General features: G+C 77.3%; 20 protein-coding genes. 9 read left to right on the plus strand and 11 right to left on the minus strand.

Going from position 1 to position 22,560, the window contains the following annotated elements; genetic code table 11:
• Positions 1–7: 7 nt before the first annotated feature.
• Together ACSUPT_RS02335 and ACSUPT_RS02340 are read right to left on the minus strand one after the other, a co-directional pair.
• Positions 8–772, minus strand: coding sequence for an SAM-dependent methyltransferase (locus tag ACSUPT_RS02335; RefSeq protein WP_403504365.1), 765 nt, complete (start codon positions 770–772; stop codon positions 8–10).
• A 244-nt stretch (positions 773–1,016) separates the two neighbouring features.
• Positions 1,017–2,249, minus strand: a complete 1,233-nt coding sequence (locus ACSUPT_RS02340; protein WP_351963674.1) for an ROK family protein — start codon at positions 2,247–2,249, stop codon at positions 1,017–1,019.
• A gap of 236 nt (positions 2,250–2,485) precedes the next feature.
• Here ACSUPT_RS02340 and ACSUPT_RS02345 point away from each other — a divergent pair, with 236 nt between their 5' ends.
• The 5 genes from ACSUPT_RS02345 to ACSUPT_RS02365 all read left to right on the plus strand — a co-directional run bounded on the left by ACSUPT_RS02345 (position 2,486) and on the right by ACSUPT_RS02365 (position 6,306).
• Complete coding sequence (locus tag ACSUPT_RS02345; protein ID WP_399217984.1) at positions 2,486–3,169, plus strand: endonuclease; 684 nt, start codon at positions 2,486–2,488, stop codon at positions 3,167–3,169.
• A gap of 26 nt (positions 3,170–3,195) precedes the next feature.
• Positions 3,196–3,552, plus strand: coding sequence for a hypothetical protein (locus tag ACSUPT_RS02350; protein WP_351963676.1), 357 nt, complete (start codon positions 3,196–3,198; stop codon positions 3,550–3,552).
• A 300-nt stretch (positions 3,553–3,852) separates the two neighbouring features.
• The gene (locus ACSUPT_RS02355; protein WP_351963677.1) at positions 3,853–5,082 is read left to right on the plus strand and encodes an MFS transporter; all 1,230 of its coding nucleotides are present in this window, start codon (positions 3,853–3,855) and stop codon (positions 5,080–5,082) included.
• 68 nt (positions 5,083–5,150) lie between these two features.
• Positions 5,151–5,513, plus strand: a complete 363-nt coding sequence (locus ACSUPT_RS02360; RefSeq protein WP_351963678.1) for an SCO4225 family membrane protein — start codon at positions 5,151–5,153, stop codon at positions 5,511–5,513.
• Between the two features lie 40 nt (positions 5,514–5,553).
• Complete coding sequence (locus tag ACSUPT_RS02365; protein WP_436943360.1) at positions 5,554–6,306, plus strand: maleylpyruvate isomerase family mycothiol-dependent enzyme; 753 nt, start codon at positions 5,554–5,556, stop codon at positions 6,304–6,306.
• Positions 6,307–6,349: 43 nt separating this feature from the next.
• Here ACSUPT_RS02365 and ACSUPT_RS02370 read toward each other — a convergent pair whose 3' ends face one another.
• The 3 genes from ACSUPT_RS02370 to ACSUPT_RS02380 form a co-directional block, all read right to left on the minus strand.
• Complete coding sequence (locus ACSUPT_RS02370) at positions 6,350–7,015, minus strand: response regulator transcription factor (protein ID WP_351963680.1); 666 nt, start codon at positions 7,013–7,015, stop codon at positions 6,350–6,352.
• The gene (locus tag ACSUPT_RS02375; protein WP_436943362.1) at positions 7,012–8,466 is read right to left on the minus strand and encodes a sensor histidine kinase; all 1,455 of its coding nucleotides are present in this window, start codon (positions 8,464–8,466) and stop codon (positions 7,012–7,014) included. Before ACSUPT_RS02375 ends, ACSUPT_RS02370 begins: the two co-directional genes overlap by 4 nt.
• 315 nt (positions 8,467–8,781) lie before the next feature.
• Positions 8,782–10,038 (minus strand): geranylgeranyl reductase family protein, encoded by a 1,257-nt coding sequence (locus ACSUPT_RS02380; protein ID WP_399217980.1) that lies wholly within the window; start codon positions 10,036–10,038, stop codon positions 8,782–8,784.
• Between the two features lie 173 nt (positions 10,039–10,211).
• Between ACSUPT_RS02380 and ACSUPT_RS02385 the strand changes: the two genes are divergently transcribed.
• A complete protein-coding gene (locus ACSUPT_RS02385) occupies positions 10,212–11,588 on the plus strand; it encodes a dipeptidase (protein ID WP_351963683.1) in 1,377 nt (458 codons plus the stop codon).
• Positions 11,589–11,656: 68 nt separating this feature from the next.
• The gene (locus ACSUPT_RS02390) at positions 11,657–12,496 is read left to right on the plus strand and encodes an MBL fold metallo-hydrolase (RefSeq protein ID WP_361657107.1); all 840 of its coding nucleotides are present in this window, start codon (positions 11,657–11,659) and stop codon (positions 12,494–12,496) included.
• A 40-nt stretch (positions 12,497–12,536) separates the two neighbouring features.
• Here the strand turns inward: ACSUPT_RS02390 and ACSUPT_RS02395 are convergent, their stop codons facing one another.
• Complete coding sequence (locus ACSUPT_RS02395) at positions 12,537–13,577, minus strand: NUDIX hydrolase (protein WP_403504911.1); 1,041 nt, start codon at positions 13,575–13,577, stop codon at positions 12,537–12,539.
• Between the two features lie 195 nt (positions 13,578–13,772).
• Positions 13,773–14,795: a DUF3048 domain-containing protein gene (locus ACSUPT_RS02400; protein WP_436943363.1), complete on the minus strand. Its 1,023-nt coding sequence runs from the start codon at positions 14,793–14,795 to the stop codon at positions 13,773–13,775.
• 85 nt (positions 14,796–14,880) lie between these two features.
• On the opposite strand from ACSUPT_RS02400, the gene ACSUPT_RS02405 reads away from it, so the two are divergent.
• Positions 14,881–15,336 (plus strand): phosphatase domain-containing protein, encoded by a 456-nt coding sequence (locus tag ACSUPT_RS02405; RefSeq protein WP_436943364.1) that lies wholly within the window; start codon positions 14,881–14,883, stop codon positions 15,334–15,336.
• A 257-nt stretch (positions 15,337–15,593) separates the two neighbouring features.
• Here ACSUPT_RS02405 and ACSUPT_RS02410 read toward each other — a convergent pair whose 3' ends face one another.
• The gene (locus tag ACSUPT_RS02410) at positions 15,594–16,220 is read right to left on the minus strand and encodes a dihydrofolate reductase family protein (protein ID WP_436943365.1); all 627 of its coding nucleotides are present in this window, start codon (positions 16,218–16,220) and stop codon (positions 15,594–15,596) included.
• A 449-nt stretch (positions 16,221–16,669) separates the two neighbouring features.
• Complete coding sequence (locus tag ACSUPT_RS02415; RefSeq protein WP_436943366.1) at positions 16,670–17,833, minus strand: ROK family protein; 1,164 nt, start codon at positions 17,831–17,833, stop codon at positions 16,670–16,672.
• A gap of 158 nt (positions 17,834–17,991) precedes the next feature.
• Between ACSUPT_RS02415 and ACSUPT_RS02420 the strand changes: the two genes are divergently transcribed.
• A complete protein-coding gene (locus tag ACSUPT_RS02420; RefSeq protein WP_399218186.1) occupies positions 17,992–19,020 on the plus strand; it encodes a LacI family DNA-binding transcriptional regulator in 1,029 nt (342 codons plus the stop codon).
• A 199-nt stretch (positions 19,021–19,219) separates the two neighbouring features.
• On the opposite strand, the gene ACSUPT_RS02425 is transcribed toward ACSUPT_RS02420, so the two are convergent.
• Together ACSUPT_RS02425 and ACSUPT_RS02430 are read right to left on the minus strand one after the other, a co-directional pair.
• Positions 19,220–21,133, minus strand: a complete 1,914-nt coding sequence (locus tag ACSUPT_RS02425; RefSeq protein WP_436943367.1) for a serine/threonine-protein kinase — start codon at positions 21,131–21,133, stop codon at positions 19,220–19,222.
• 87 nt (positions 21,134–21,220) lie between these two features.
• Entirely contained in the window at positions 21,221–22,519 is a 1,299-nt protein-coding gene (locus ACSUPT_RS02430) for a DUF6986 family protein (RefSeq protein ID WP_399217964.1), read from the minus strand.
• Positions 22,520–22,560 lie beyond the last annotated feature (41 nt).

Consider the following 22,560-nt stretch of genomic DNA (forward strand, 5'->3'; position numbering starts at 1 on the left):
GGGCGCGTCAGCCGACGGGGACGAGGGTCAGGTAGGCCATGCCGAGGACGTCGCGGTAGCCGTTCAGCCAGGAGGCGCGCTGCCGGTCGACGCGGGCGCGGGTCTCGGCGGCGTCCGGGTGGCCGGGGTTCGCCGCGAGCCACACCTCGACGTCATGGCGGTACCCGGACTCGAACTGCTCCCATTCGTCGCGGTCGGCCGTCTCGATCCAGGCCGGCCGGAAGCCCGCCTCGACCGCCGCGTCCACGAGGGCGCCCAGCGGCGGGTGGTCGTCCGCGCGGGCGCCGGGCCACATCCGCGCCAGCTCCTCCGGGGCGGGTACGCGGTGCCAGAAGCCCTCGCCGAGGAGTACCCGGCCGCCGGGCGCGACCAGCCGCCGCAGCTCGCGCAGGGCGGCGGCGACATCGTGGGGGCCGTCCGGGTCGCACAGGGCCTGGCTGGAGCCGAGGCACAGCACCAGGTCGGCCGGTCCGCGGGCGGAGCCGCGCGCCGACTCCTCCACGAACGCGACGCGGCGGCCGAGCCCCCGCTCCCGCGCGAGGGCGCGGCCGCGGGCGAGGTCGTCGGCGTTGATGTCGACGCCGGTGCCGGTCGCGCCGGGCACGGCGTCGAGCACTCGCAGCAGGAACTCGCCCCAGCCGCAGCCGATGTCCAGGACGGTGGCGGGCCGCTCGGCGGCGAGGGACGCGACGAGCCGCCGCGCGCGGGCCTCCGACAGCGGTCCGTGGAAGGTCAGGCGGGTGAGCCGGGGTGGCGAATCGGTGGTGGTCACGGCGGTGGACCCTACGCCGGGCCGCCACGCGGAGGCGAGGCGTTTTCCCGGTGCTCCGGCTCCGGGCTCCAGGGCCTGAGCTCCGGGCGGCGGTCGGGAGGCCGGGGCGGCTGGCCGGGGTGCCGGCATCCGGTGACTCGGGCTTCGGGCCCGGGCCCCGGCATCCGCGCCACCTGGGCACTGGCCCGGGGCTCCGGACTCCGGGCACCGGGCGGCGGTCGGGACGCCGGGGCGGCGGGAGCGGTCAGTCGTCGGCCGCGGGGCGGCCCAGGGCGGACAAGGGGTCGTCGAGCACCGGCTGCCAGGCCAGTTCCGCCGCGCCCGCCAGGCTGTTGTGGTCCAGCGTGCAGGCCAGGATCGGTACGCCTCCGCTGCGACCCCACAGGCTGCGGTCGGCCACGACGGCGCGCAGCCGCTCCGGGTCGGCGGCCAGCAGTTCGCGGTGGAGGCCGCCCAGGATGATCCGGTCCGGGTTCAGGATGTTCACCAGGCCCGCGAGGCCGAGGCCCAGCCGGTCCACCAGCTCCTCGACGGCGGCCCGCACACCCGCGTCGCCGGGCTCGTCGCGCAGCAGGTCCCGGCACTGCTGGAGCAGGGACACCTCGGGCCCCGGCACGCGGCCGGCGGCGGTGAGGAAGGCCAGCGGGTCGGTCTCCACGTCCAGGCAGCCGCGGCTCCCGCAGTGGCAGGGGCGCCCCGCGGGGTTGACCGTCAGATGGCCGACCTCCAGGGCGAGGCCGGAACTGCCGGTGTGCAGCCGCCCGTCCAGCACGAGCGCGCCGCCCACGCCGCGGTGCCCGGTGGCGACGCACAGCAGGTGCTGGGCGCCCCGGCCCGCGCCGTGCCGGTGCTCGGCGAGCGCGGCCAGGTTGACGTCGTTGCCGGTGAACGCGGGGCCGTCGATGCCGGCCTCCCGTACCAGGGCGGCGAAGACGTCCCGCACGGGCGCCCCGGCGGGCCACGCCAGGTGCAGCGGGTTGAGCGCGGTGCCCTCCGGCTCGGCGACCGCGGACGGCACGGCCAGGCCGGCGCCGACGCAGCGGCGGCCGCTCTCCCTCAGCAGCCCGGCGCCGGCCTCGACGACGGCGGCGAGGACCTGCGCCGGGTCGGATGTGACCTCGACGCAGCCGGGCGCCGTCGCGACGATCCGGCCGCCGAGGCCCACGAGCGCCGCGCGGAACCCGTCGGCGTGGATCTGCGCGGCGAGGGCGACCGGCCCGTTCTCGTCGATGGTCAGCCGGTGCGAGGGCCGGCCCTGGGAACCGGCGGCGGCGCCCGGCCGGGAGTCCACCCGGATCAGCCCGAGCGCCTCCAGCTCGGCGGCGACGGCCCCGGCGGTGGCGCGGGTGACGCCCAGCTCGGCGGTGAGGACGGCACGGGTGGGCGCCCGGCCCGTGTGCACCAGTTCCAGCGCCGGGCCGAGGGCGCCGCGGCCCCTGTCGAGCCTGGTCCGGGTGGTCGTCGCCTTGCCGTTCATGGGGGCGAGTCTCCCATGATCCGGCGCACCGGCCGCCGGGGCGTGCTGTTTCGGCCGCCCCGCGACGGGTACTGCGGGCAGCGGCGGCGCACACCGCGAGCGCACCGCCACCGCGCCGCACGGCGCCCTCGGACCGCGCGGCGGTACGGCGCGGCAGCCACGCGCGCGAACAGCGGACAGCGGACGGCGGCCGGCGGACGGCTTCGGGAACGGCGACAGCGAGTCAGGAGGCACCCATGGCACCTTCGGCCGGCGGGCGCGACGAGCGGGAGACCGTTCGGGACCTGCTGGGCGGGCACGGCCGGACGTACGCCGAGGAGGCGGGCATCCGGCTGAAGGACACCCCGCAGCCGCTGTACGAGCTGCTGGTCCTCGCCCATCTGCTGAGCGCCCGCATCCGGGCGGCGACGGCCGTCGCGGCGGCCCGCGCCCTGTTCGACGCGGGCATGCGCGACGCGCGGCGCATGCGGGACGCCACCTGGCAGCAGCGGGTGGACGCCCTCGGCAGGGGCGGCTACCGGCGCTACGACGAGCGGACGTCGACCCAGCTCGGGGACGCCGCGCGGCTCGTGCTCGACCGGTACGGCGGCGACCTGCGGCGCCTGAGGAAGGCGGCCGGAGGCGAACCGGAACGGCTGCGCGACCTGCTGTGCGAGGTGCCCGGCATCGGCCCGGCGGGCGCGGACATCTTCCTGCGGGAGGTCCAGGGCGTGTGGCCGGAGGTCGCGCCGTACCTGGACCGCAAGGCGCTGGAAGGCGCCCGCCGCCTGGGGCTGCCCGGCGACCCGCGGAAGCTGCCCCGGCTGGTGAGGAAGGAGGAACTGCCGTCGCTGGCGGCGGCGCTGGTGCGCGCCGCGCTCGACCGCCATGTGGTGGAGGACGTCGAGGAAGCCCACGCGCGTCACGCCGCCCAGGCGTGACCGGCCACGTTCCAGGGAGGACCCGGATGACCACCCCCGACCGCGGCGCACTGCCGCTGCCCGACTACGACCAGCTGCCCGTGGGGACGCTGGAGTCCCGCATCAGGTCGCTCCAGCCGGACGAACTGGACCGGCTGCTCCGGTACGAGGAGGAGCACGCCGGCCGTCCCCAGGTCGTCCAGCTGCTCACGTCCCGCAAACGCCAGCTGGACGCGGGTGCCGAGCCGACCGGCGGCGACCCGACGGCGTTCCGCCCGGAGCAGGCGGGGCACGCGACGGGCGGCTCGCCGGTGTCCCCGGCCACGTCCCCCCAGCCGCACAGCCCGCCCCCGCACGGCACCCCCGACCAGCGCGGCAAGCCCAAGGGCAACCGGACGGTGTGACCCGTCCCCGACCAACCGCGGCCCGTCGGCCCGGACGCGCCCCCGCCCCGCCGGGGGCGCGTTCACGCGTCGCCGGGGGCGCGTCCGCGCGTCGCCGCCGGACGCTTCCGCCGCGGGGCGCCCCACACAGCTCGCCTCCACCGGGCAGAACGGCCGCCTCCCCGCCCGTACCCTCCCCCGTGGCTGTCGGTCACCTCACTGCCGGGCGGGCACGGGCGCCTGTCGGTCACTCCCGCCCCAGCCGCCGGAGGAGCGCCCCCGGAATTGTCGTGAGCCGCCGCCGACCTCTATCCTGAGTTTGTGCCGCTACTAAACAAACTCGCGTCCGCCGCTCACCGAGCCCCCGCCGGAGACCCCGGCGTCCGCTCGCTGAGCCGTCTCCGCACCGCCGTCACCCTCTTCTTCGCCCTCGACGGGTTCCTCTTCGCCGGCTGGGTCGTCCGCATCCCGGCGATCAAGCAGCAGACCGGCTCCTCCGCGAGCGACCTCGGGCTCGCCCTGCTGGGCGTGTCCGCCGGGGCCGTCGTCACCATGACGCTCACCGGGCGGCTGTGCCAGCGGTACGGCAGCCATGCCGTCACCGTCGGCGCCGCCGTGCTGCTGTCGCTGAGCATCGCCCTGCCCGCGCTCACCCACTCGGCCCTCGCGCTGGGCCTCGTCCTGCTGGTGTTCGGCACCGCGTACGGCGCGATCAACGTCGCGATGAACAGCGCCGCCGTCGACCTGGTGGCGGCCCTGCGCAGGCCCGTGATGCCCGCCTTCCACGCCGCCTTCAGCCTGGGCGGCATGGTCGGCGCCGGGCTCGGCGGGCTCGTCGCGGGCGGCCTGTCGCCCGCCGCGCACCTGCTGGGCCTGACCGTGGTGGGCCTGCTCCTGACGGCCGCCGCCGGGCCCGTACTGCTGCGGCACCCCTCCCCCGTACCGCCCGAGGCGCTGCCCGCGGCGCCCGCTTCGGGGCGGCGGCGGATGGACGGCCGGTCGCGGCGGCTGGTCACGCTGTTCGGGGTGATCGCGCTGTGCACGGCGTACGGCGAGGGGGCGCTCGCCGACTGGGGCGCGCTTCACCTGACGCAGGACCTGGACGCGCACCCCGGTCTCGCGGCGGCCGGGTACGCGCTGTTCGCGCTCACCATGACCGCCGGGCGGCTGTCCGGTACGGCGATGCTGGAGCGGCTCGGGCAGACCAGGACGCTCGTGGTGGGCGGCGCGACGGCGGCGGCCGGCATGTTGCTGGGCGCGCTCGCGCCGACCGTGTGGGCGGCACTCCTGGGCTTCGCGGTGACCGGCGCGGGCCTGGCGAACATCTTCCCGGTCGCCGTGGACCGGGCGGGCGCGCTCGCCGGTCCCGCCGGGGTGGCGGCCGCGTCGACGCTCGGCTACGGCGGCATGCTGCTCGGCCCGCCCGTCATCGGCTTCCTCGCGGACTGGTTCTCGCTGCCGGCGGCCCTGACGTCGGTCGCGCTGCTCTCCGCCGCCGCGGCGGCCCTCGGCTACCGCGCGCGCAACGCCTCGGCGCCCCGCGCGGCCTGAGTAGCCGTACTCAGGTGCCGCCGGCGCTCCCCGCACAGGATGGGGCTCCCCGACCTCTGGAGCCCCGTATGCGTCCGAACAAGCCGATCACCGCCCTCCGCGCCTTCGTCCGGCTGGCGTTCGGGAACATCGCCTCCGGCGTGTACCTGGCGGTCGTCGCGGCGGTGACCGCCCTGGTGATCCGCGATCTGTGGTTCGTCGAGCACCCGGACGCGTCGTTCGCCGTGCTGGGGCTGATAGCCGTGGCCGCGCCGACGATGCTGGTGCTGCTCGCCGCCGGGGAGCTCGCCGCGGGCGGCCTGGTCGAGTCGTCATGGTTCCTCTGGGCGGCGTTCGGCGTGTCGGTGGTCCTCCAGTCGCTCGCGGTCGGCGCGCTCGCCCGGCTCGCCACCACCAGCGCCCGCCGGCGGCCGCGTCCGCGCCGCGGTTGAGGCGCGGTTGAGGCGCGGGGCGCGATGGCAGAATCCGGGCATGGACACTGCCGAGCACATCAAGCACCTCGCACACGCGGGCCAGTTGCTGGCCGAGGCCGCCGGACAGGCCGGCGGCGACGCGGAGGTCCGCACGTGCCCCGGGTGGACCGTACGGGACCTGCTGCGGCACACCGGCATGGTGCACCGCTGGGCGACCGCCTTCGTCGCCGAAGCCCGCACCGCGTACCAGCCCGGCGGCGGTGAGCCGGACCTGGACGGCGCGGCGCTGCTCGACTGGTACCGGGAGGGCCACGACCGGCTGGTGGCCGCGCTGAGCGGGGCGCCGGACGCGCTGGACTGCTGGACGTTCCTGCCCGCCCCCTCGCCGCTCGCCTTCTGGGCGCGGCGCCAGGCCCACGAGACGACCGTGCACCGCGTGGACGCCGAGTCCGCGCTGGGCCTGGTGGCCGGCCGGTCGCCGGTCGCGCCGGACCTGGCCGCCGACGGGATCGACGAGCTGCTGTGCGGCTTCCACGGCCGTGACAAAAGCCGCGTCCGCACGGACCGGCCCGGCACCCTGCGGGTCCGCGCGACGGACACCGGCGACGTGTGGACCGTCGCGCTGTCCGCCGACGCGCCCCGCACCGCGCGCACGGCCGACGGCCCGGCCGACTGCGAGATGAGCGGCCCCGCCGAGGCGCTGTACCTGACGCTGTGGAACCGGCTGCCCGCCGGGACCCCGGCCGTCGCCATCTCGGGCGACGACCGGCTGGCCCGCCTGTGGCGGGAGACCTCGGCGGTGACGTGGTGACGTACCGCGCGGGCGATCGCGCCGGTCGGCCGGGCCGGCCCGGTCAGCCGAGCCAGCCGGGGCGGACGAGCCCCGACTCGTAGGCGAGGACGACGAGCTGGGCGCGGTCGCGGGCGCCCAGCTTCACCATCGTCCGGCTCACATGGGTCTTCGCGGTGAGCGGGCTGACGACCAGCCGCCGGGCGATCTCCTCGTTGGACAGGCCCAGGCCGACCAGCGCCATCACCTCCCGCTCCCGCTCCGTCAGCTCCTCCAGCCCGACCGCCGCCGCCGGGGCCTTGGAGCGGGCGGCGAACTCCGCGATGAGGCGGCGCGTCACACCCGGCGACAGCAGCGCGTCGCCCGCCACGACGGCGCGCACCGCCCGCAGCAGCTCGTCCGGTTCGGTGTCCTTCACCAGGAACCCGGACGCGCCCGACCGGATGGCCTCGAAGACGTACTCGTCCAGCTCGAAGGTGGTCAGCATCACCACCCTCACCGCGGCGAGCCGCGGATCGCCGGTGACGCGGCGGGTCGCGGCGAGCCCGTCGAGGCGGGGCATGCGAATGTCCATCAGCGCCACGTCCGGGCGCAGTTCGCGGAGGCGCGCGACGGCCTCCTCGCCGTCCGCCGCCTCCCCTGCGACCTCGATGTCGGGCTGGGCGTCGAGCAGCGCGCGGAACCCGGCCCGTACGAGCGCCTGGTCGTCGGCGAGGAGGACGCGGATCACGGGGCTCCCCTCTCGGTACGCGGTTCGCCGTCGGTACGCGGCCCGCTATCGGTGCGCGGTTCGCCGTCGTCGAGCGTGCCGCTGCCGGTGCGCGATGCGCTGTCGTCGAGCGTGCCGCTGCCGGTGCGCGATGCGCTGTCGTCCAGCGTGCCGCTGCCGGTGAGCGGCAGTACGGCCCGTACCCGGAAGCCGCCGTCCGGGCGGGTGCCCGCCTCGATCGTGCCACCGAGGGCGGCCGCCCGCTCCCGCATGCCGGCCAGGCCGTTGCCGCTGCCGCCCGCGTCGGCGCCGGTCGCCGGTCCGTCGTCGTCCACGAGGAGGGCCAGGTGGTCCGGGGCGCGGGTGATCCGCACCCGCGCGGTACGCGAGCCCGAGTGGCGGACGACGTTGGTGAGGGCCTCCTGCACGATGCGGAACGCGGCGAGGTCGGCGCCGCGCGGCAGGCCGCGGGGCGCTCCCCGGCCGGTGGCGGGCGCGCCGGGCGCCGGGGCCTCCTCGGCGGTGACCTCGACGGCGAGGCCGGCGGCCGCCGCCTGGGCGACCAGCTCCGGCAGCCGGTCCAGGCCGGGGGCGGGGGCGCGGGGCGCGGTTCCGGGCGCCCTGAGCGTGTCGAGTACCTGCCGCACCTCGCCGAGCGCCTCCTTGCTCGCGGCCTTGATGGTGGCCAGGGCGGTCCGGGCCTGCTCGGGGTCACTGTCGAGGAGGGCGAGGCCCGCGCCGGCCTGGACGTTGATCACGGCGAGCGAGTGCGCGAGGACGTCGTGCAGCTCGCGGGCGATGCGCAGCCGCTCCTCGTCGGCGCGGCGCCGCTGTGCCGCGGCCCGTTCCGCCCGCTCACGGGCCCGCTGCTCCCGGCGTACGCGCACGACCTCGGCGCCCGCCAGCGTGGCCGCGGCGAACGCGGCGACGGGCAGCTGCTGCGTCCAGGACGCGGCCCGGTCCCCGGCGGGCGGCAGCCACGCGTACAGCCAGTGGGCGATCAGCAGATGGCCGCCCCACAGCAGCCCGAGCGCCGCCCAGGCGGTGTGCCGGTGCCCCGCGGCGACGGCGGCGAACACGGCCACGCCGAACGGCAGCAGCGCGGGCCCGTACGGGTAGCCGGCACCCAGGTAGACCAGCGTGACGGCGGCGGTGGCGAGCGCGGTCGCCGACGGGTGCCGGTGGCGGACCAGGAGCAGCAGGCCCGCGGCGACGACGAGGCCCCTCCCGGCGAGCTCGGGCGGTACGCGGTCGGGCTGGCCGTGCGCGGCGAAGCCGGTACCGGCGACGGCGAACAGCGTGACGACCAGACTCGACCGCCACGGCACCCGCGGAGGTCCGGGCGGCTCCGCCGCCGGGCCGGGGCCGGCACCGCCGGTACGGCCGGACAGCAGGCGGCGCGGCCCGCCCCGTACCGCGTCCGTCGGGGGCGGCGCCGTCTCGTCGTCCGGCACGCCGGGCTGGTGGTCCATGCCGTCCACGCTAGACGCGCGCACCCGGCGGGGGCGTCAGCCCGGCGTGGTGCCCGCGCGTACTCCCCCCGTCGTACGGAACGCCACCACGGCCATCCCACGGGACGCCCCCGCCCCGTACGGCACGCCGTCCCCAAGGGACGGGCACCTCCGCGACGTACGGGACCGCCCCCGCCCCGTACGCGACGCCCCCCGAGGCACGGGCACCTCCGCGACGCGCGGGACGCCACGCCCGCCACACGAGAGACCCCCGTGTCGGACGGGACACCACGCCCGCCGCACGCGACACCCCCTCGCGGGGGACGGCGCCGCGGCCTACCGCTCGCCCGCCGTCTCCGCCCTGGGCTCCGGCTCGGCCTCGGGCTGCGGGGCCTCGGGCTCCGCGGGGCGGCGGCGGTCCAGCGTCTCCATGGCGCGGCGGGCGACCGTGTTGGTACGGATGATCCCCGCCAGTGTCGTCGCGCCGCGCGTGATGTCGGTGAACGCCCGCCAGGCGGGGCGCAGCCCCGTGATCGCGGCGTGCAGCAGCGCCGGGCGCCGCTCGAAGACGGCGAGCATCCGCCGCCCCACCGCCATCTCGACACCGAGACCCGCCTTGATGGCGAACGCGTAGTTCAGGGCCTGGCGGCGGGCCTCCACCGCGTCGTGGGCCTCGGCGATCCGCACCGCCCACTCGCCCGCCAGCCGGCCCGAGCGCAGCGCGAAGGAGATGCCCTCGCGGGTCCACGGCTCCAGCAGCCCGGCCGCGTCGCCGCAGACGATGACCCGGCCGCGCGAGAGCGGCGAGTCGTCGCTGCGGCAGCGGGTGAGATGCCCCGACGAGATCGCCGGTTCGAAGCCGGCGAGGCCCAGGCGGGCCACGAAGTCGTCCAGGTACCGCTTCGTCGCGGCGCCGTCGCCGCGCGCGGAGATCACCCCGACCGTCAGCGTGTCCCCCTTGGGGAACACCCAGCCGTAACTGCCCGGCATGGGGCCCCAGTCGATGAGGACCCGCCCCGCCCAGTCCTCGGCCACGGACGGCGGCACCGGGATCTCCGCCTCGAGGCCCAGGTCGACCTGCTGCGTCTTCACGCCCACGTGCGCCCCTATGCGGCTGGCGCTGCCGTCCGCGCCCACCACGGCGCGCGCGAGGACCGTCTCGCCGTCGGCGAGCACGACGGCGACCGTCCGCCGGTCCGGCACCGCGGCGCCGTGCTGCTCGACCCGCGCGACCGCGACGCCCGTGCGGACCTCGGCGCCGGCGCTGCGGGCGTGCTCCACCAGCCGCTGGTCGAACTCGGGCCGGTTGACCAGCCCGAACAGCATCCTCCGGGAGCGGCGCGTACGGGCAAAGCGGCCGTTGAGCGAGAACGTCACGGCGTGCACCCGGTCCCGCAGCGGCAGTTCGAAGCCGGGCGGCAGCGCGTCCCGCGACGGGCCGATGATGCCGCCGCCGCACGTCTTGTAGCGGGGCAGCTCCGCCTTCTCCAGGAGCAGGACCCGGCGGCCCGCCACTGCCGCGGCATAGGCCGCGGAGGCTCCGGCCGGCCCCGCGCCGACCACGACGACATCCCACACGTTCTCGCTGCTCACGATGTGCTTCCGCTCCCGGTCCCGACCGTGATCCTCGCTCTCGTCCGCATCCTACGGGGCTTCGCCGTCCATGCCTTGTGCGAGGATCGGACCCGCGTTCGCCGCACACACGCGCGGCGCGCGCCCGCGTACCGAATCCGACGTACGATGCCGCACCCACCAGGAGCGTGACCATGACCGCCCAGCCGATCGCCGAGCCGATCGCCGCCACCGTCGCCTCGCTGATGTCCCGCGCCAAGGCGGAGCTCACGGAGCTCGTGGCGTTCCAGTCTGTGGCGGACCCGGCCCAGTTCCCGAGGAGCGAGTGCGAGGCCGCCGCCGCATGGGTGGCGGACGCGCTGCGCGCCGAGGGCTTCACCGATGTGTCCGTCTTCGACACGCCGGACGGCAGCCAGTCCGTGTACGGCTACCTGCCCGGCCCGGCCGGCGCGCCGACCGTGCTGCTGTACGCGCACTACGACGTGCAGCCGCCGCTCGACCTGGCCGGCTGGGACTCGCCGCCGTTCGAGCTGACCGAGCGGGACGGCCGCTGGTACGGGCGCGGCGCCGCCGACTGCAAGGGCGGGTTCATCATGCACCTGCTGGCGCTGCGCGCCCTGAAGGCGAACGGCGGTGTGCCCGTCGGCGTGAAGGTGATCGTGGAGGGCTCCGAGGAGCAGGGCACGGGCGGTCTGGAGCGGTACGCCGAGGCGCACCCCGAGCTGCTGGCCGCCGACGCGATCGTCATCGGCGACACGGGGAACTTCCGGGTCGGCCTGCCGACCGTGACGTCTTCGCTGCGCGGTATGACGATGCTGCGCGTGCAGGTGGACACGCTCGCCGGGAACCTGCACTCGGGCCAGTTCGGCGGGGCGGCGCCGGACGCGCTGGCGGCGCTCATCCGCGTCCTGGACTCGCTGCGCGCCGAGGACGGTTCGACCACGGTGGACGGGCTCGCGGCGGACGCCGAGTGGCAGGGCCTGCAGTACGCGGAGGAGGACTTCCGGCGGGACGCCAGGGTCCTGGACGGGGTGGAGCTGATCGGCTCGGGCACCGTCGCGGACCGGCTGTGGGCGCGCCCGGCCGTCACGGTGATCGGCATCGACTGCCCGCCGGTCGTGGGCGCCACGCCGTCGGTGCAGGCCACCGCGCGGGCGCAGATCAGCCTGCGCGTGCCGCCCGGCCAGGACGCCGCCGAGGCGACGAAGCTGCTGACCGCGCACCTCCAGGCGCACACCCCGTGGGGCGCCCGGGTGACGGTGGAGCAGGTCGGGCAGGGCCAGCCGTTCCAGGCGGACGTGGCCAGCCCGGCGTACACGTCGATGGCCGAGGCGCTGGCCGTGGCGTACCCGGGCGAGGAGATGCAGGCCGCGGGCATGGGCGGGTCGATCCCGCTGTGCAGCACGCTCGGCGCGCTGTACCCGCAGGCGGAGATCCTGCTGATCGGGCTGAGCGAGCCGGAGGCGCAGATCCACGCGGTGAACGAGAGCGTGTCGCCGCAGGAGCTGGAGCGGATGTCGGTCGCCGAGGCGCTGTTCCTGCGCAACTACGCGCAGTCGAAGCGGGGTTGAGCTCTCAGCTGATTCGCGCAGAGCGCAAGGGGGCGGTCCTCGGCGGCCCGCCCCCTTAGCGTCGGGCCATGACTCCCACACCGCACACGCGCGTCTGCGACGAGCCGGCCGTCGACCTGGTCCCGGTCGTGCCCGGACTGCACATGCTCCGCTTCCCGATCGGCCAGGCGTACGTCTGGCAGGACCCCGACGGCCCGGACCACCGCGACGGCGGCGGCCGCCCGGACGGCCACGGCGGCGCGGAGGCCCGGTACGGCTCGGACGGGAGCGACGGCGCGGCGGGGCGCGGTGGTTCGCTGACACTGGTGGACGCCGGCTGGGCGGGTGCCGAGGACGCCGTGGTCCGGGCGCTGCACGCGATCGGCGGCCCGGGCGCCCGGCTGCGGCGGATCGTCCTCACCCACTGCCACCGGGACCACGTGGGCGCGGCGGAGGCGCTCGCGGAGCGGTTCGGGGCGGAGGTCCTCGCGCACCGGCTGGACGCGCCGGTGGTGCGCGGGGAGGCGCCCGTGCCCGAACCGGACCTGCTGGACTGGGAGCTCCCGCTGTACGAGCACGGGCTGACCACGCCGGAGGCGCCGCCCACGCGCGTGGACCGGGAGCTGGAGGACGGCGACGTACTGGACTTCGGCGGCGGCGCCCACGTCGTGCACACGCCGGGCCACACGCCCGGCTCGGTCGCCCTGCACCTGCCGCGCCACGGCGTCCTGCTGACGGGCGACACCGTGGCGTCGGTCGCCGGAGTGACCCTGGGCGTCTTCCACGTGGACCGGGCGGCGGCGGTGGAGTCGATGCGCCGCCTGTCCCGGCTGAGCCCGCTGCGCGCGGTGTGCTGCGGGCACGGCGAGCCGCTGACCGCGGACGCCGCGACCGCGTTGCGGACCGCGGCCGAGGCGGCGCGGGCATAGCGGGCGCCGGGTGGCGGCGCCCGCCTCGGACCGGGCGCCGTCATCCCACCGGGACGCCCGCCTCCAGGTTCAGGACCGTGCCGCGTTCGCGGGCGCGCAGGGCCCAGCGGAGGCGCTCGTACCGGACCGGCGGCAGCATGTCCGCCGCCTCCGCCTCCGTCGCGAAACGCCAGCCGCGCAGCTCGGAGCCGGGCAGCAGCACCCGGTCGGCCTGCCCGTCGGTGAGGCGGCCGCCGTCGAAGAGGAGTCGCAGCCCGCCGTACGCGGGCGGCTTCGGCGGCTCCCAGTCGACCACCAGCAGCCGCGGCACGCGGGCCAGTTCGAGCCCGGTCTCCTCGGCGACCTCCCGCATCGCCGCACGGGCGGGCGCCTCGCCCCGCTCGACCACGCCGCCGGGGAATTCCCAGCCCGGCTTGTACGTCGGGTCGACCAGCAGCACCCGGTCCTCGTCGTCGAAGAGCAGCACCCCGGCCGCGAGGGTCTCGCCGGTCGGCTCCGGCGTCTGGACGATCCCGCAGGCGCCCGCCTCGCCGGTGCGCACCGCGTCCGCGACGACCTTCGCGGTCGCCTCCGGGGTGAGGGCGGAGTTGTCGACGGCGTACGCGTCGGCGGCGAGCCAGTCGTCGAGCGCGGCCCGGTAGGGCGCGATGTGGTCGAGGGCCCGCTGTCTCACCCGCGCGCTCGCCGCCGGGTCGCCTGGGTGCTCCTCACGTCCGGCGATCCGGGCGCGCAGGATCGTTTCCTCAGGGGTGAGGACGATATGCCGCACGGCGATCCTGCGGGCGGCGAGGCCGCCGAAGATCTCGTCGCGGTACTCCTGCCGCAGCACCGTCATCGGCACCACCAGCACTCCGCCCACCTCGGCGAGGAGCGCCGCCGCCGTGTCCACCACCAGGCGCCGCCAGATGCGCAGGTCCTGGTAGTCGCCGGTGGCGGAGAGCCGGTCCGGCGGCAGCAGCGCCGGCAGCGCGCCGCCGGTCAGCTCCGGGTCGTACAGCGTGCTGTTCGGGATCAGGTCGATCAGTTCGCGCGCGGCACTGCTCTTGCCTGCGCCGAACGCACCGTTGATCCAGACGATCACGGTTCCCCCTCTTCCGTTGGCCCCCAGTGGCTTGCCCGCAACACCCTGCCACGGAAACCCGCGTTCCGGACGGGTGGCCGTAACGCTCCGGGGGACCGGGGGTTTCCCGGCGGAGGCGGACACCGGCACGGGCGGTGAACGGGGCACGGGTCGGCCGGATCCGGTGGTACCGTGCGCGGCCCCGCCGCCGGAGGGTCAGCGGGCCGCGAGGACGACCCACACCTGGCCGGGCGCGAAGGCGAGGGGCGCGCCGGCCGGGGTGGTGAAGGAGGTGCCGCCCGTGGCGGAGGGACGGCTCCAGCGGGCGTCGTGGGCCTTGCCGTCGCGCAGCACCAGCGCGGTGCCGGAGCCGACGGTCTCGGTGTACGGCGTGACGTTCCCGCCCCGGTCCGCGTACGCGGAGGGGCGCACCGTGACGTACTGGACGACGACCGTCTTCGCGCCGACGCGCCCTCCGTCGGTGGTGCGGGCGGGCGCGCCGTCCAGCGAGACCAGCCAGCGCCCGCCGTCCGGGGACCAGGTGAAGGTGTAGCGCGCGGCGGGGAACCGGACGGTGTGCTCGTCCACCTGGCGCCCGCCGGGCGGGGCCGCGCCGAAGCGGAAGCCGATGTCGCGGGCGGGCGTCGTGTCGGGCGCGGCGGCGAGGGCGCGTCCGGGCCGCAGGTAGAGGTTGTGCGGGGCGGGGCGGCCGGGGTCGCGGACGTACGCGGCGGGGGCCCGCTCGGGCGGCAGCGCGTACAGCGGGGCGTCCTGGAGGAAGCCCTTCAGGGCGCTGCGCACCCCGGAGTAGGCGAGGGCGGGGCGCCCGAACTGGCGCAGCAGCTCCACGTCGGACTCGCGCGCGCTGCGGACCGGGCCGACGCGCGGCGGTTGCTGCGAGGCGTACACGGCGAGGAACCGGGTGAGGCCCGCCTCGACCTGCTCGACGTAGACGAGGTCGGCGGCGCCGAGCCCGGTGTGCGGTCGGGCGGCCGGCACGTTGTCGATCTTCACGGCGAGCACGGGGCCGGTACGGCCGGGCAGTCCGGTGAACGGCGAGACGCGCGGCCCCGCTGTCCGGTCCGGCGGCGTCGCGGAGGGCGGCGGGCTCGTCACCGGGGCGGTCGGGGCGGGCCCATCGGTGCCGCAGCGGGCCAGCAGGAGGGCGAGGGCCACCGCGACGGCCGCCACCACGGCGATGGCGATGCCGACCGGTCTTCGCGATACCGACGCAGCCACGGTCCAGCTCCCTGCCTGCCTCAAGTGCACCACGAAGCAGGCGAGGGCGACACCTGTGCGAGACGCGGCCGGTATCGTCGGCCGCATGGCTCTCCCACCCGAGAACGCGCCGGCCTCCCCCTGGCCGCCGGACGGCCTGGGCGTCGTGCGCCTCCCGTCCGGGCGGCTGGTGCGGGGCCGCGGACTGCGCCACCCGCTGCCGGACGGACCGGTCCCGACGTACGCGGTGCATCTGCTGGGCGACCGGCCGCCGGAGGTCCCGTGGGAGTCCCGCCTGCTGCGGTGGCCCGACTTCCGGCTGCCCGCGGACCGGGCGGAGGCCCGCGCCGTCCTGGCGGACGCCTGGGAGCGGGCGGCCGTGGAGCGCGTCGAGCTGGCCTGCGGCGGCGGCCGCGGCCGGACGGGCACGGCCCTGGCGTGCCTCGCGGTGCTGGACGGCGTACCCGCGGACCAGGCCGTGGCGTGGGTGCGCCGCCACTACCACCCGCGCGCGGTGGAGACGCCGTGGCAGAAGCGCTACGTGCGCCGCTTCGGCGGGTAGCGGGCCGCGGACGACGAGGGCCGGGGCGGCGGCTGGGCGGCGGGCCCACGGCCCAGGGCGGCGGCTGGGGCGGCGGCTGGGGCGGCGGGCCACGGCCCAGAGCGGCACCGATCAGTGGGGCATGGCGCGGCACCGGCGGCGGCCCCACGCCCGGGCGGCATGACCAGCGGGTCATGGCGCGCCACGAGCGGCGGGCCGCGGCCGGGCGGCACACCGCCGGCCGCCACGGCGCTGCGGTGCGAGCGGCGGAACGGCCGTCAGCCGGTCGCCCCCGCGGCGCGCCGCACCCGGTGGCGCAGATGCGTCACCTGCCTGCCCTCGGCGACGGAGACCGGTCCCTCCAGTTCGTACGGGGCGCCCGCGAGGCCGGTGAAGAACGGCGTTCCGCCGCCCAGCAGCACGGGCACCAGGTCGATCGCGACCGCGTCCAGCAGCCCCGCGTCGAGGCACTGCTGCGCGATCGTCCCGGCGTTCACGGCGACGTCCTTGCCCCCGGCCAGCTCGCGCGCGAGCGCGACGGCCCGTTCGACGCCCTCCGTCCCGCCGTCCGTGACGAAGTGGAACGGCGCGCCCTTCCTCGGCCAGCCGTCCGGCACCTTGTGCGTGACCACGACGACCGGCACGCCCAGCGGATGCTCGCCGCCCCACCCGTCGGTCACGTCGAACAGCTTCCGTCCGACGACGATCGCCCCGGTCCGCGCGGCGGTCCGCCGGAAGTACGCGGCGCTCACCTCGGTGAGGCGGAAGGTCAGGTCGGGGTGCGTGGTCTCGACGACGACATCGCCGTTCCCGTACCAGGCGAACAGCTTGTCGAAGCCGCTCTCGCCCGGCCCGGAGACGTACCCGTCGAGGGACATGCTGGCGGCGGTGAAGACCTCGGGCATGGTTCTCGCTCCTCGCGTCCGTGTGAAGGGTGGACCGGTCGCGGGCCCGGAACTCATCGCGGACCGGGCCAAGACGCCCTGCGAGCGGGGGTGCTCGGGCCCGTGGCCCGCGGTCCCGCCATGACCGGAGGTGACCCGGACGGCCGCCACGCGGCGTCCGCGGGTTCGCTGCTCACGTGCGCGGCCGATGGGGCCCGCCCGCTGCGCCCCTCCGCCCGTGCGCGCCGACCGGTCACCGGACTACGCGCCTGGCAAGAGCCGCGACCCGGCGCTGGACGGCGTGGACGACGTGGTGGCCCGGTGGCGTGCGGGTCCGGCAGCGTTCCGCGCGATCGCGACGCCCCGGCGGGCCGCCACCGAGCCCCGGGAACCGCACGCCCGGAAGGCCGTGGCACCCCCTCGGCGTCACGGAGCAGGACAACGGGCGAGCCGCGGCGGGGGCGCGCCCGCTACGGCTTCCCCACGAGGCCCCGGGCCGCGGCCGCCGCGCCCAGCAGGCCCGCGTCCGTGCCCGTCGTCGCCGGGACGACCTCCAGGGGCTCGGTGAAGGAGAGCGTGGCGTACTGGCGCAACGCCCGCCGCAGCGGCCCGAAGAGCACGTCGCCCGCGCCCGCCACTCCCCCGCCGACCACCGCGATCCGCACCTCCAGCAGCGTCGCCGCAGCCGCGATGCCCGCCGCCAGGGCCCGCCCCGCGCGGACGTACGCCTCCCGCGCCGCAGGGTCGCCCGCGCGGGCCGCCACCGCCACCCCGGCGGCCGTCGCGTCGCCGTCGGGGCCCGGCCGCCACCCGGCCGCGAGGGCGCGGCGCGCGATGTTCGGCCCGCTCGCGATGCGCTCCACACAGCCCCGCCCCCCGCACGGGCACGGGTCGCCGTCCAGGTCGACGCTGATGTGGCCGATGTGGCCCGCGTTGCCGGTGGGCCCCGGATGCGGGCGCCCGCCCAGGACGAGCCCTCCGCCCACCCCGGTCGACACGACGAGGCACAGGGCGTCGTCGTAGCCGCGGGCGGCGCCCCGCCAGTGCTCGGCGGCCGTCATGGCGACCCCGTCGCCGACCAGCGCGACCGGCAGCCCCCCGGCCAGCGCACGGACCCGGCCGGCCAGCGGGAAACCGCGCCATGCGGGGACGTTGACCGGGCTGACCGTACCGGCGGCGGCGTCCACGGGACCCGCGCTGCCGATGCCGACAGCGTCCACACGCCCCCACAGCGGGGAGGCGGTGAGCTCGGCGAGTACGGAGGCGACGGCGCCCATCACGGTCTCGGCGTCCTCGCGCGCGGGCGTGGGGCGGCGGGCCCGTACGACGATCCGGCCCGCGCCGTCCACGAGCGCGCCCGCGATCTTCGTGCCGCCGAAGTCGAGCGCGGCGGCCAGCGGTCCGCCCACCGGATCCCCACCGGCGTCCGGGGCGTCGTCCGGCGAGGCGCCGCCACCGGCCAGGGCGCCGCCGTCCGGCGGGGCGCCGCCGTCCGGCGGGGTGCCGCCGTCCGCGGGGCCGGCGCCCCGCGCCGGGCCGGTCTTCATCGGGCCGGTGCCGCCCGCCGGGTCGGCGTCCCCGGACGGACCGGTGCGTCCGCCCGCACCCGGAGCGGGCTCCGGCTCCCTCTGCATCCGTCGGCTCCCCCGATCGCGCCGGCCCCCGGGACCTGCGGATTCCTCTGCTGCCGCATTCAGTGTTCCGGCTTCTGACAACGTTGTCCAGGCCCTATGCTCGACGCCACACCCCCCGTACGAGCCCCATGACGCGACAGGAACAGGACCAGCGCACCGTGGCCGAGACCGCCCGACGCCCCGACCACCGCTACGGCAACCGGCCCACCATGAAGGACGTCGCCGCCCGCGCGGGCGTCGGTCTCAAGACCGTGTCGCGCGTGGTGAACGGCGAGCCGGGGGTCACGCCCGACACCGAGCGCCGCGTGCGGGAGGCGATCGAGGTGCTGGGCTTCCGCCGCAACGACAGCGCGCGCGTCCTGCGCAAGGGGCGCACCGCCACGGTGGGCCTCGTCCTGGAGGACCTCGCCGACCCGTTCTACGGGCCGCTGAGCCGCGCGGTGGAGGAGGTCGCCCGCGCCCACGGCGCCCTGCTGATCAACGGGTCGAGCGCGGAGGACCCCGCCCGGGAGCGGGAGTTGGCCCTCGCGCTGTGCGCGCGCCGGGTGGACGGGCTGATCGTGATCCCGGCGGGCGACGACCACCGGTATCTGGAGCCGGAGATGCGGGCGGGCGTGGCGACCGTGTTCGTGGACCGTCCGGCGGGCCGGATCGAGGCGGACACGGTCCTGTCGGACAGTTTCGGCGGCGCCCGCGCCGGGGTCGCGCACCTCATCGCGCACGGCCACCGCAGGATTGGGTTCATCGGCGACCAGCCGCGCATCCACACGGCCGCGGAGCGGCTGCGCGGCTACCGGGCGGCGATGGGCGCGGCGGGGCTGCCCGTGGACGAGGCGTGGGTCTCCCTGGGCCCCACCGGGCCGGAGCGAGTACGGGAGGCGTGCGCGGCGATGCTGTCCGGGCCGGCCCCGGTGACCGCGCTGTTCGCGGGCAACAACCGGGTGACGGTCACCGTCGTGCGCGAGCTGGCGGGGCGCGGCAGCCCGGTCGCGCTGGTCGGCTTCGACGACATCGAGCTCGCCGATCTGCTCGGCATCACGGTCGTCGCGCAGGACGCGGCCGCGCTGGGCCGCACGGCGGCGCAGCGGCTGTTCCGCCGCCTGGACGGGCTCCACGAGGCGCCGGAGCGCGTGGAGTTGGCGACGCGGCTGGTGGCGCGCGGCTCGGGCGAGATCCCGCCGGCGTAGGGCGCCGCCCCGACCCGGTGGCGCGCCCCTGCCGGACGCGGCCCCGCTCGGCCCGCCTGCGGGGCGCGCGCCGGGCCGACCCCGCTCCGCCCGCCTGCGGGGCCCGCCGGGTCGGACGCCCGCCGGGTCGGACCGCCGATGCCGGACGGGCCCCGCGTGGCCCGCGTGGCCCGCGCGCGGGGCGCGGGCCGCGTACCGGTCAGCAGAGGGGCAGGCCCGGCACCGGGGCGTCGTTGTCGCCGCCCCGGATGTACACGTCGCTGAACCACACGCCGGTGTTGCCGCTGTCGTCGTCGGTCTTCGCCCACCAGACGTTGGTCCACTCCCCGTGGGTCTCGCGGCGGCCCAGGTCGGACTGGCAGTAGAAGTAGTTGGTGCCGGCGTTGAGGATGCCGGCCTGGCTGCCGTCGGAGCGGTGGGTGTTGGCGGTCCGCCACACCGTGCAGTTGTACTTGCCGCCCCCGATGGGGTGGCAGGCCGGCTCCTGGGCGGTGCCGCCCCCGGTGGTGGACGAGCCGCCCGTCGTCGACCCGCCGGCCGCGGCCCCACCGCCGGTGCCGCCGCCGGAGGCGGAGCCGGCGCCCGCGTCGGCGCCCCCGCCCGTCGTACCGTCACCGCCGCCGGTGGCCGTGCCGGGAACGGTGGCCGACGCCGACGGCGAGGCGGAGGCACGCGGGCTCCCGCTCGCCGAGGGCCGGGGCTGAGCGCTCGCCGTGCCGCTCGCGGAGGCCGATGGGCCCGCGCCGGGCGCGAGGGGCATGCCGTCCTCGCCGAGCGGAGCGGACGGGCTCGCGCTCGTCTCGCCGCCGGTGAGCGCCTGCCCGCCGCCCGCCGGGTCGTCGCGGTCCATGAGCGCGTACGTCACGCCGCCGCCGGCCAGGACGACCGCGGCCACGGCGGCCGCGACCAGCGCCCCGGACGTCCGCTTGCGCGCCGCGGCCCGCGCCCGTGTACGGCTGGTACGGCTGCCGGCCCCGGCCGTGCCCCGCCCCTCGGCGTGTCCGGGCCCGGCGGGCGGCCCGGCGGGCGGCGCCCCGAATCCCCGGAGGTCCGGCGCCCCGCCCTGCGGCGCCCCGAAGCCCTGCGCGCCGGCCGCGTGCGGAGCCCCCGAGCCCTGCGCGTCGCCGGGCTGCGGCGCCCCGAAGCCCTGTGGCGCCCCGAACCCCTGCACGTCGCCCGTCTGCGGCGGGCCGAAGCCCTGCGGGGGCAGGGTGGCGCGCTCGGTCGGCACGTACCCCGCGGCCGTGCCCGCCGTGTCCGCGGGCGTCCCGGCCGCCGTGCCGTCCGCGATCTGCCGCAGGAGCCGGGCCGCGGTCGGGGCGTCCGGGCGGTGCGCCGGGTCCTTCGCCATCAGCTGCTGGAGCAGCGCGGCGAGCGGCCCCGCGTTGCGCGGTTCGGGCAGGGGCTCGACCACGATGGCGGTGAGCGTCGACCACGTGGAGGTGCGGCGGAACGGCGAGGTGCCCTCGACCGCCGCGTACAGTGTCGCGCCGACCGCCCACACGTCGGAGCCCGGGCCCGGCTCCTGGCCCTGGGCGCGTTCGGGCGCCAGGTAGTCCAGGGAGCCGACGAGTTCGCCGCTGCGGGTGAGGTGCGTGGTGGAGCCGTCGCCCGGGTCCTCCATGGCGGCGATGCCGAAGTCGGTGAGGACGACCCGCCCGGTCCGGTCGAGCAGGATGTTGCCCGGCTTCACGTCCCGGTGCAGGACGCCCACGGCGTGCGCGGCGGCCAGGGCGTCGAGGACCTCGGCGCCGATCCGGGCGGCCTCGCGCGGGTCCATGACGCCGCGTTCGGCCAGCACGTCGGCGAGCGAGGGCCCGTCGACCAGCTCCATGACGATGACCGGGCGGCCCTCGTGGTCGGCGATGTCGTGGACGGCGATGACCCCGGCGTGGCGGACCCGCGCGGCCGCCCGCGCCTCCCGCTGCATCCGCACGCGCAGCTCGGCCAGTTCGGGGCCGGAGGAGTCCGTGTACGTGCGCAGTTCCTTGACGGCCACCTCGCGGCCGAGCACCTCGTCGTGGGCGCGCCAGACGACGCCCATCCCGCCCCGTCCGAGCTGCCGCACCGGCCGGTACCGGCCGGCGATCAGTTCGTGTTCCCCCGTGGACACCGCTGCCCCGTTCCTCTACGCCGTCGTGATCGCGTACAGGTTACGGGGCGGCGGCGGGCCTTCCGGCCCCGGACGGCTACCGGGAGGTCACTGGTTCGTACCGGTGAGGTCGCCGCGGCGCGGGGCGGCGAAGCGGTCGAGGTCGGCGCGGGTGAGGCCGGTGAGGCGGGCGACCTCGGCGGTGTCGAGGGCTCCGCAGTCGATGCCGCGCAGCAGGTAGGAGCTGAGCGCCTTGGCGGTGGCCGGTTCGTCCATCACGTCGCCGCCGGCCTGGTTGGCGTAGGCGGCGAGGCGGGCGGCGGCGGGCTCCAGGCCCTCGCGGTAGAAGGCGAACACGGCGGCGTACCGGGTGGGCAGGTGGGCGGGGTGCATGTCCCAGCCCTGGTAGTAGGCGCGGGCCAGGGCGCGGCGGGTCAGGCCGTAGTGGAGGCGCCAGGCGTCGTGGACCTTGGCGGTCGGGCCGACGGGCAGCACATTGGTGGAGCCGTCGGAGACGCGGACGCCGGTGCCGGCGGCGGCGACCTGCATGACGGCCTTGGCGTGGTCGGCGGCCGGGTGGTCGCTCGCCTGGTAGGCGGCGGAGACGCCGAGGCAGGCGCTGTAGTCGAAGGTGCCGTAGTGGAGGCCGGTGGCGCGGCCCTCGGCGGCGTCGATCATGCGGGCGACGGTGGCGGTGCCGTCGGGGCCGAGGATGGCCTGGCTGGTCTCGATCTGGATCTCGAAGCCGATCCGGCCGGGTTCGAGGCCGCGCGCCTTCTCGAACTCGTCCAGCAGCCGGGCCATCGCGGTCACCTGCTGCGGATAGGTGACCTTGGGGAGGGTGAGGACGAGCCCGTCGGGCAGTCCGCCCGCCTCCATCAGGCCGGTGAGGAAGATGTCGAGGGTGCGGATGCCCCGGTCGCGTACGGCGGCCTCCATGCACTTCATGCGGATGCCCGTGTACGGGGCGGCGGTGCCGTCGCGGTACGCCTCGGCGACCAGCCGGGCGGCGCGGGCGGCGTCGCGGTCCTCGTCGGCGTCGGTGCGGCCGCCGTAGCCGTCCTCGAAGTCGATGCGCAGGTCCTCGACGGGCTCCCGCTCCAGCTTGGCCCGTACGCGCGCGTGGACGGGCCCGGCCAGCTCGTCGGGGAGGCCCAGGACGGCGGCGAGGGCGGCGGCGTCCGGCGCGTGCTCGTCCAGGGCGGCGAGGGCGCGGTCGCCCCAGGACCGGATGGTGTCGGCGGCGAAGGCGTCTCCGGGGACGTACACGGTGTGGACGGGCTGGCGGGTGCCGGGGTCGCCGGGGTAGCGGCGGGCGAGCTCGGCGTCCACCGTGGCGAGGGAGGCGCTGATGCCCTCGCTGACCGCACCCGCGAGGCTTGTCGCCACCTGCTCCTGCTGACCCATGTCCCGCACCCTCCACACGCTCGATGTTTCCGCTTGACGGA

Source organism: Streptomyces sp. SudanB25_2051, from assembly GCF_964272635.1.
In the GTDB taxonomy this organism is placed as follows: Bacteria; Actinomycetota; Actinomycetes; order Streptomycetales; family Streptomycetaceae; genus Streptomyces.

Excerpts from the sequence above, each read along its gene's own strand:
- ACSUPT_RS02430 (WP_399217964.1), bottom strand. The coding sequence starts at position 22,519 with ATGGGTCAGCAGGAGCAGGTGGCGACAAGCCTCGCGGGTGCGGTCAGC.
- ACSUPT_RS02390 (WP_361657107.1), top strand. The coding sequence starts at position 11,657 with ATGACTCCCACACCGCACACGCGCGTCTGCGACGAGCCGGCCGTCGAC.
- ACSUPT_RS02360 (WP_351963678.1), top strand. The coding sequence starts at position 5,151 with ATGCGTCCGAACAAGCCGATCACCGCCCTCCGCGCCTTCGTCCGGCTG.
- ACSUPT_RS02405 (WP_436943364.1), top strand. The coding sequence starts at position 14,881 with ATGGCTCTCCCACCCGAGAACGCGCCGGCCTCCCCCTGGCCGCCGGAC.
- ACSUPT_RS02340 (WP_351963674.1), bottom strand. The coding sequence starts at position 2,249 with ATGAACGGCAAGGCGACGACCACCCGGACCAGGCTCGACAGGGGCCGC.
- ACSUPT_RS02350 (WP_351963676.1), top strand. The coding sequence starts at position 3,196 with ATGACCACCCCCGACCGCGGCGCACTGCCGCTGCCCGACTACGACCAG.
- ACSUPT_RS02375 (WP_436943362.1), bottom strand. The coding sequence starts at position 8,466 with ATGGACCACCAGCCCGGCGTGCCGGACGACGAGACGGCGCCGCCCCCG.
- ACSUPT_RS02365 (WP_436943360.1), top strand. The coding sequence starts at position 5,554 with ATGGACACTGCCGAGCACATCAAGCACCTCGCACACGCGGGCCAGTTG.
- ACSUPT_RS02410 (WP_436943365.1), bottom strand. The coding sequence starts at position 16,220 with ATGCCCGAGGTCTTCACCGCCGCCAGCATGTCCCTCGACGGGTACGTC.
- ACSUPT_RS02385 (WP_351963683.1), top strand. The coding sequence starts at position 10,212 with ATGACCGCCCAGCCGATCGCCGAGCCGATCGCCGCCACCGTCGCCTCG.
- ACSUPT_RS02345 (WP_399217984.1), top strand. The coding sequence starts at position 2,486 with ATGGCACCTTCGGCCGGCGGGCGCGACGAGCGGGAGACCGTTCGGGAC.
- ACSUPT_RS02415 (WP_436943366.1), bottom strand. The coding sequence starts at position 17,833 with ATGCAGAGGGAGCCGGAGCCCGCTCCGGGTGCGGGCGGACGCACCGGT.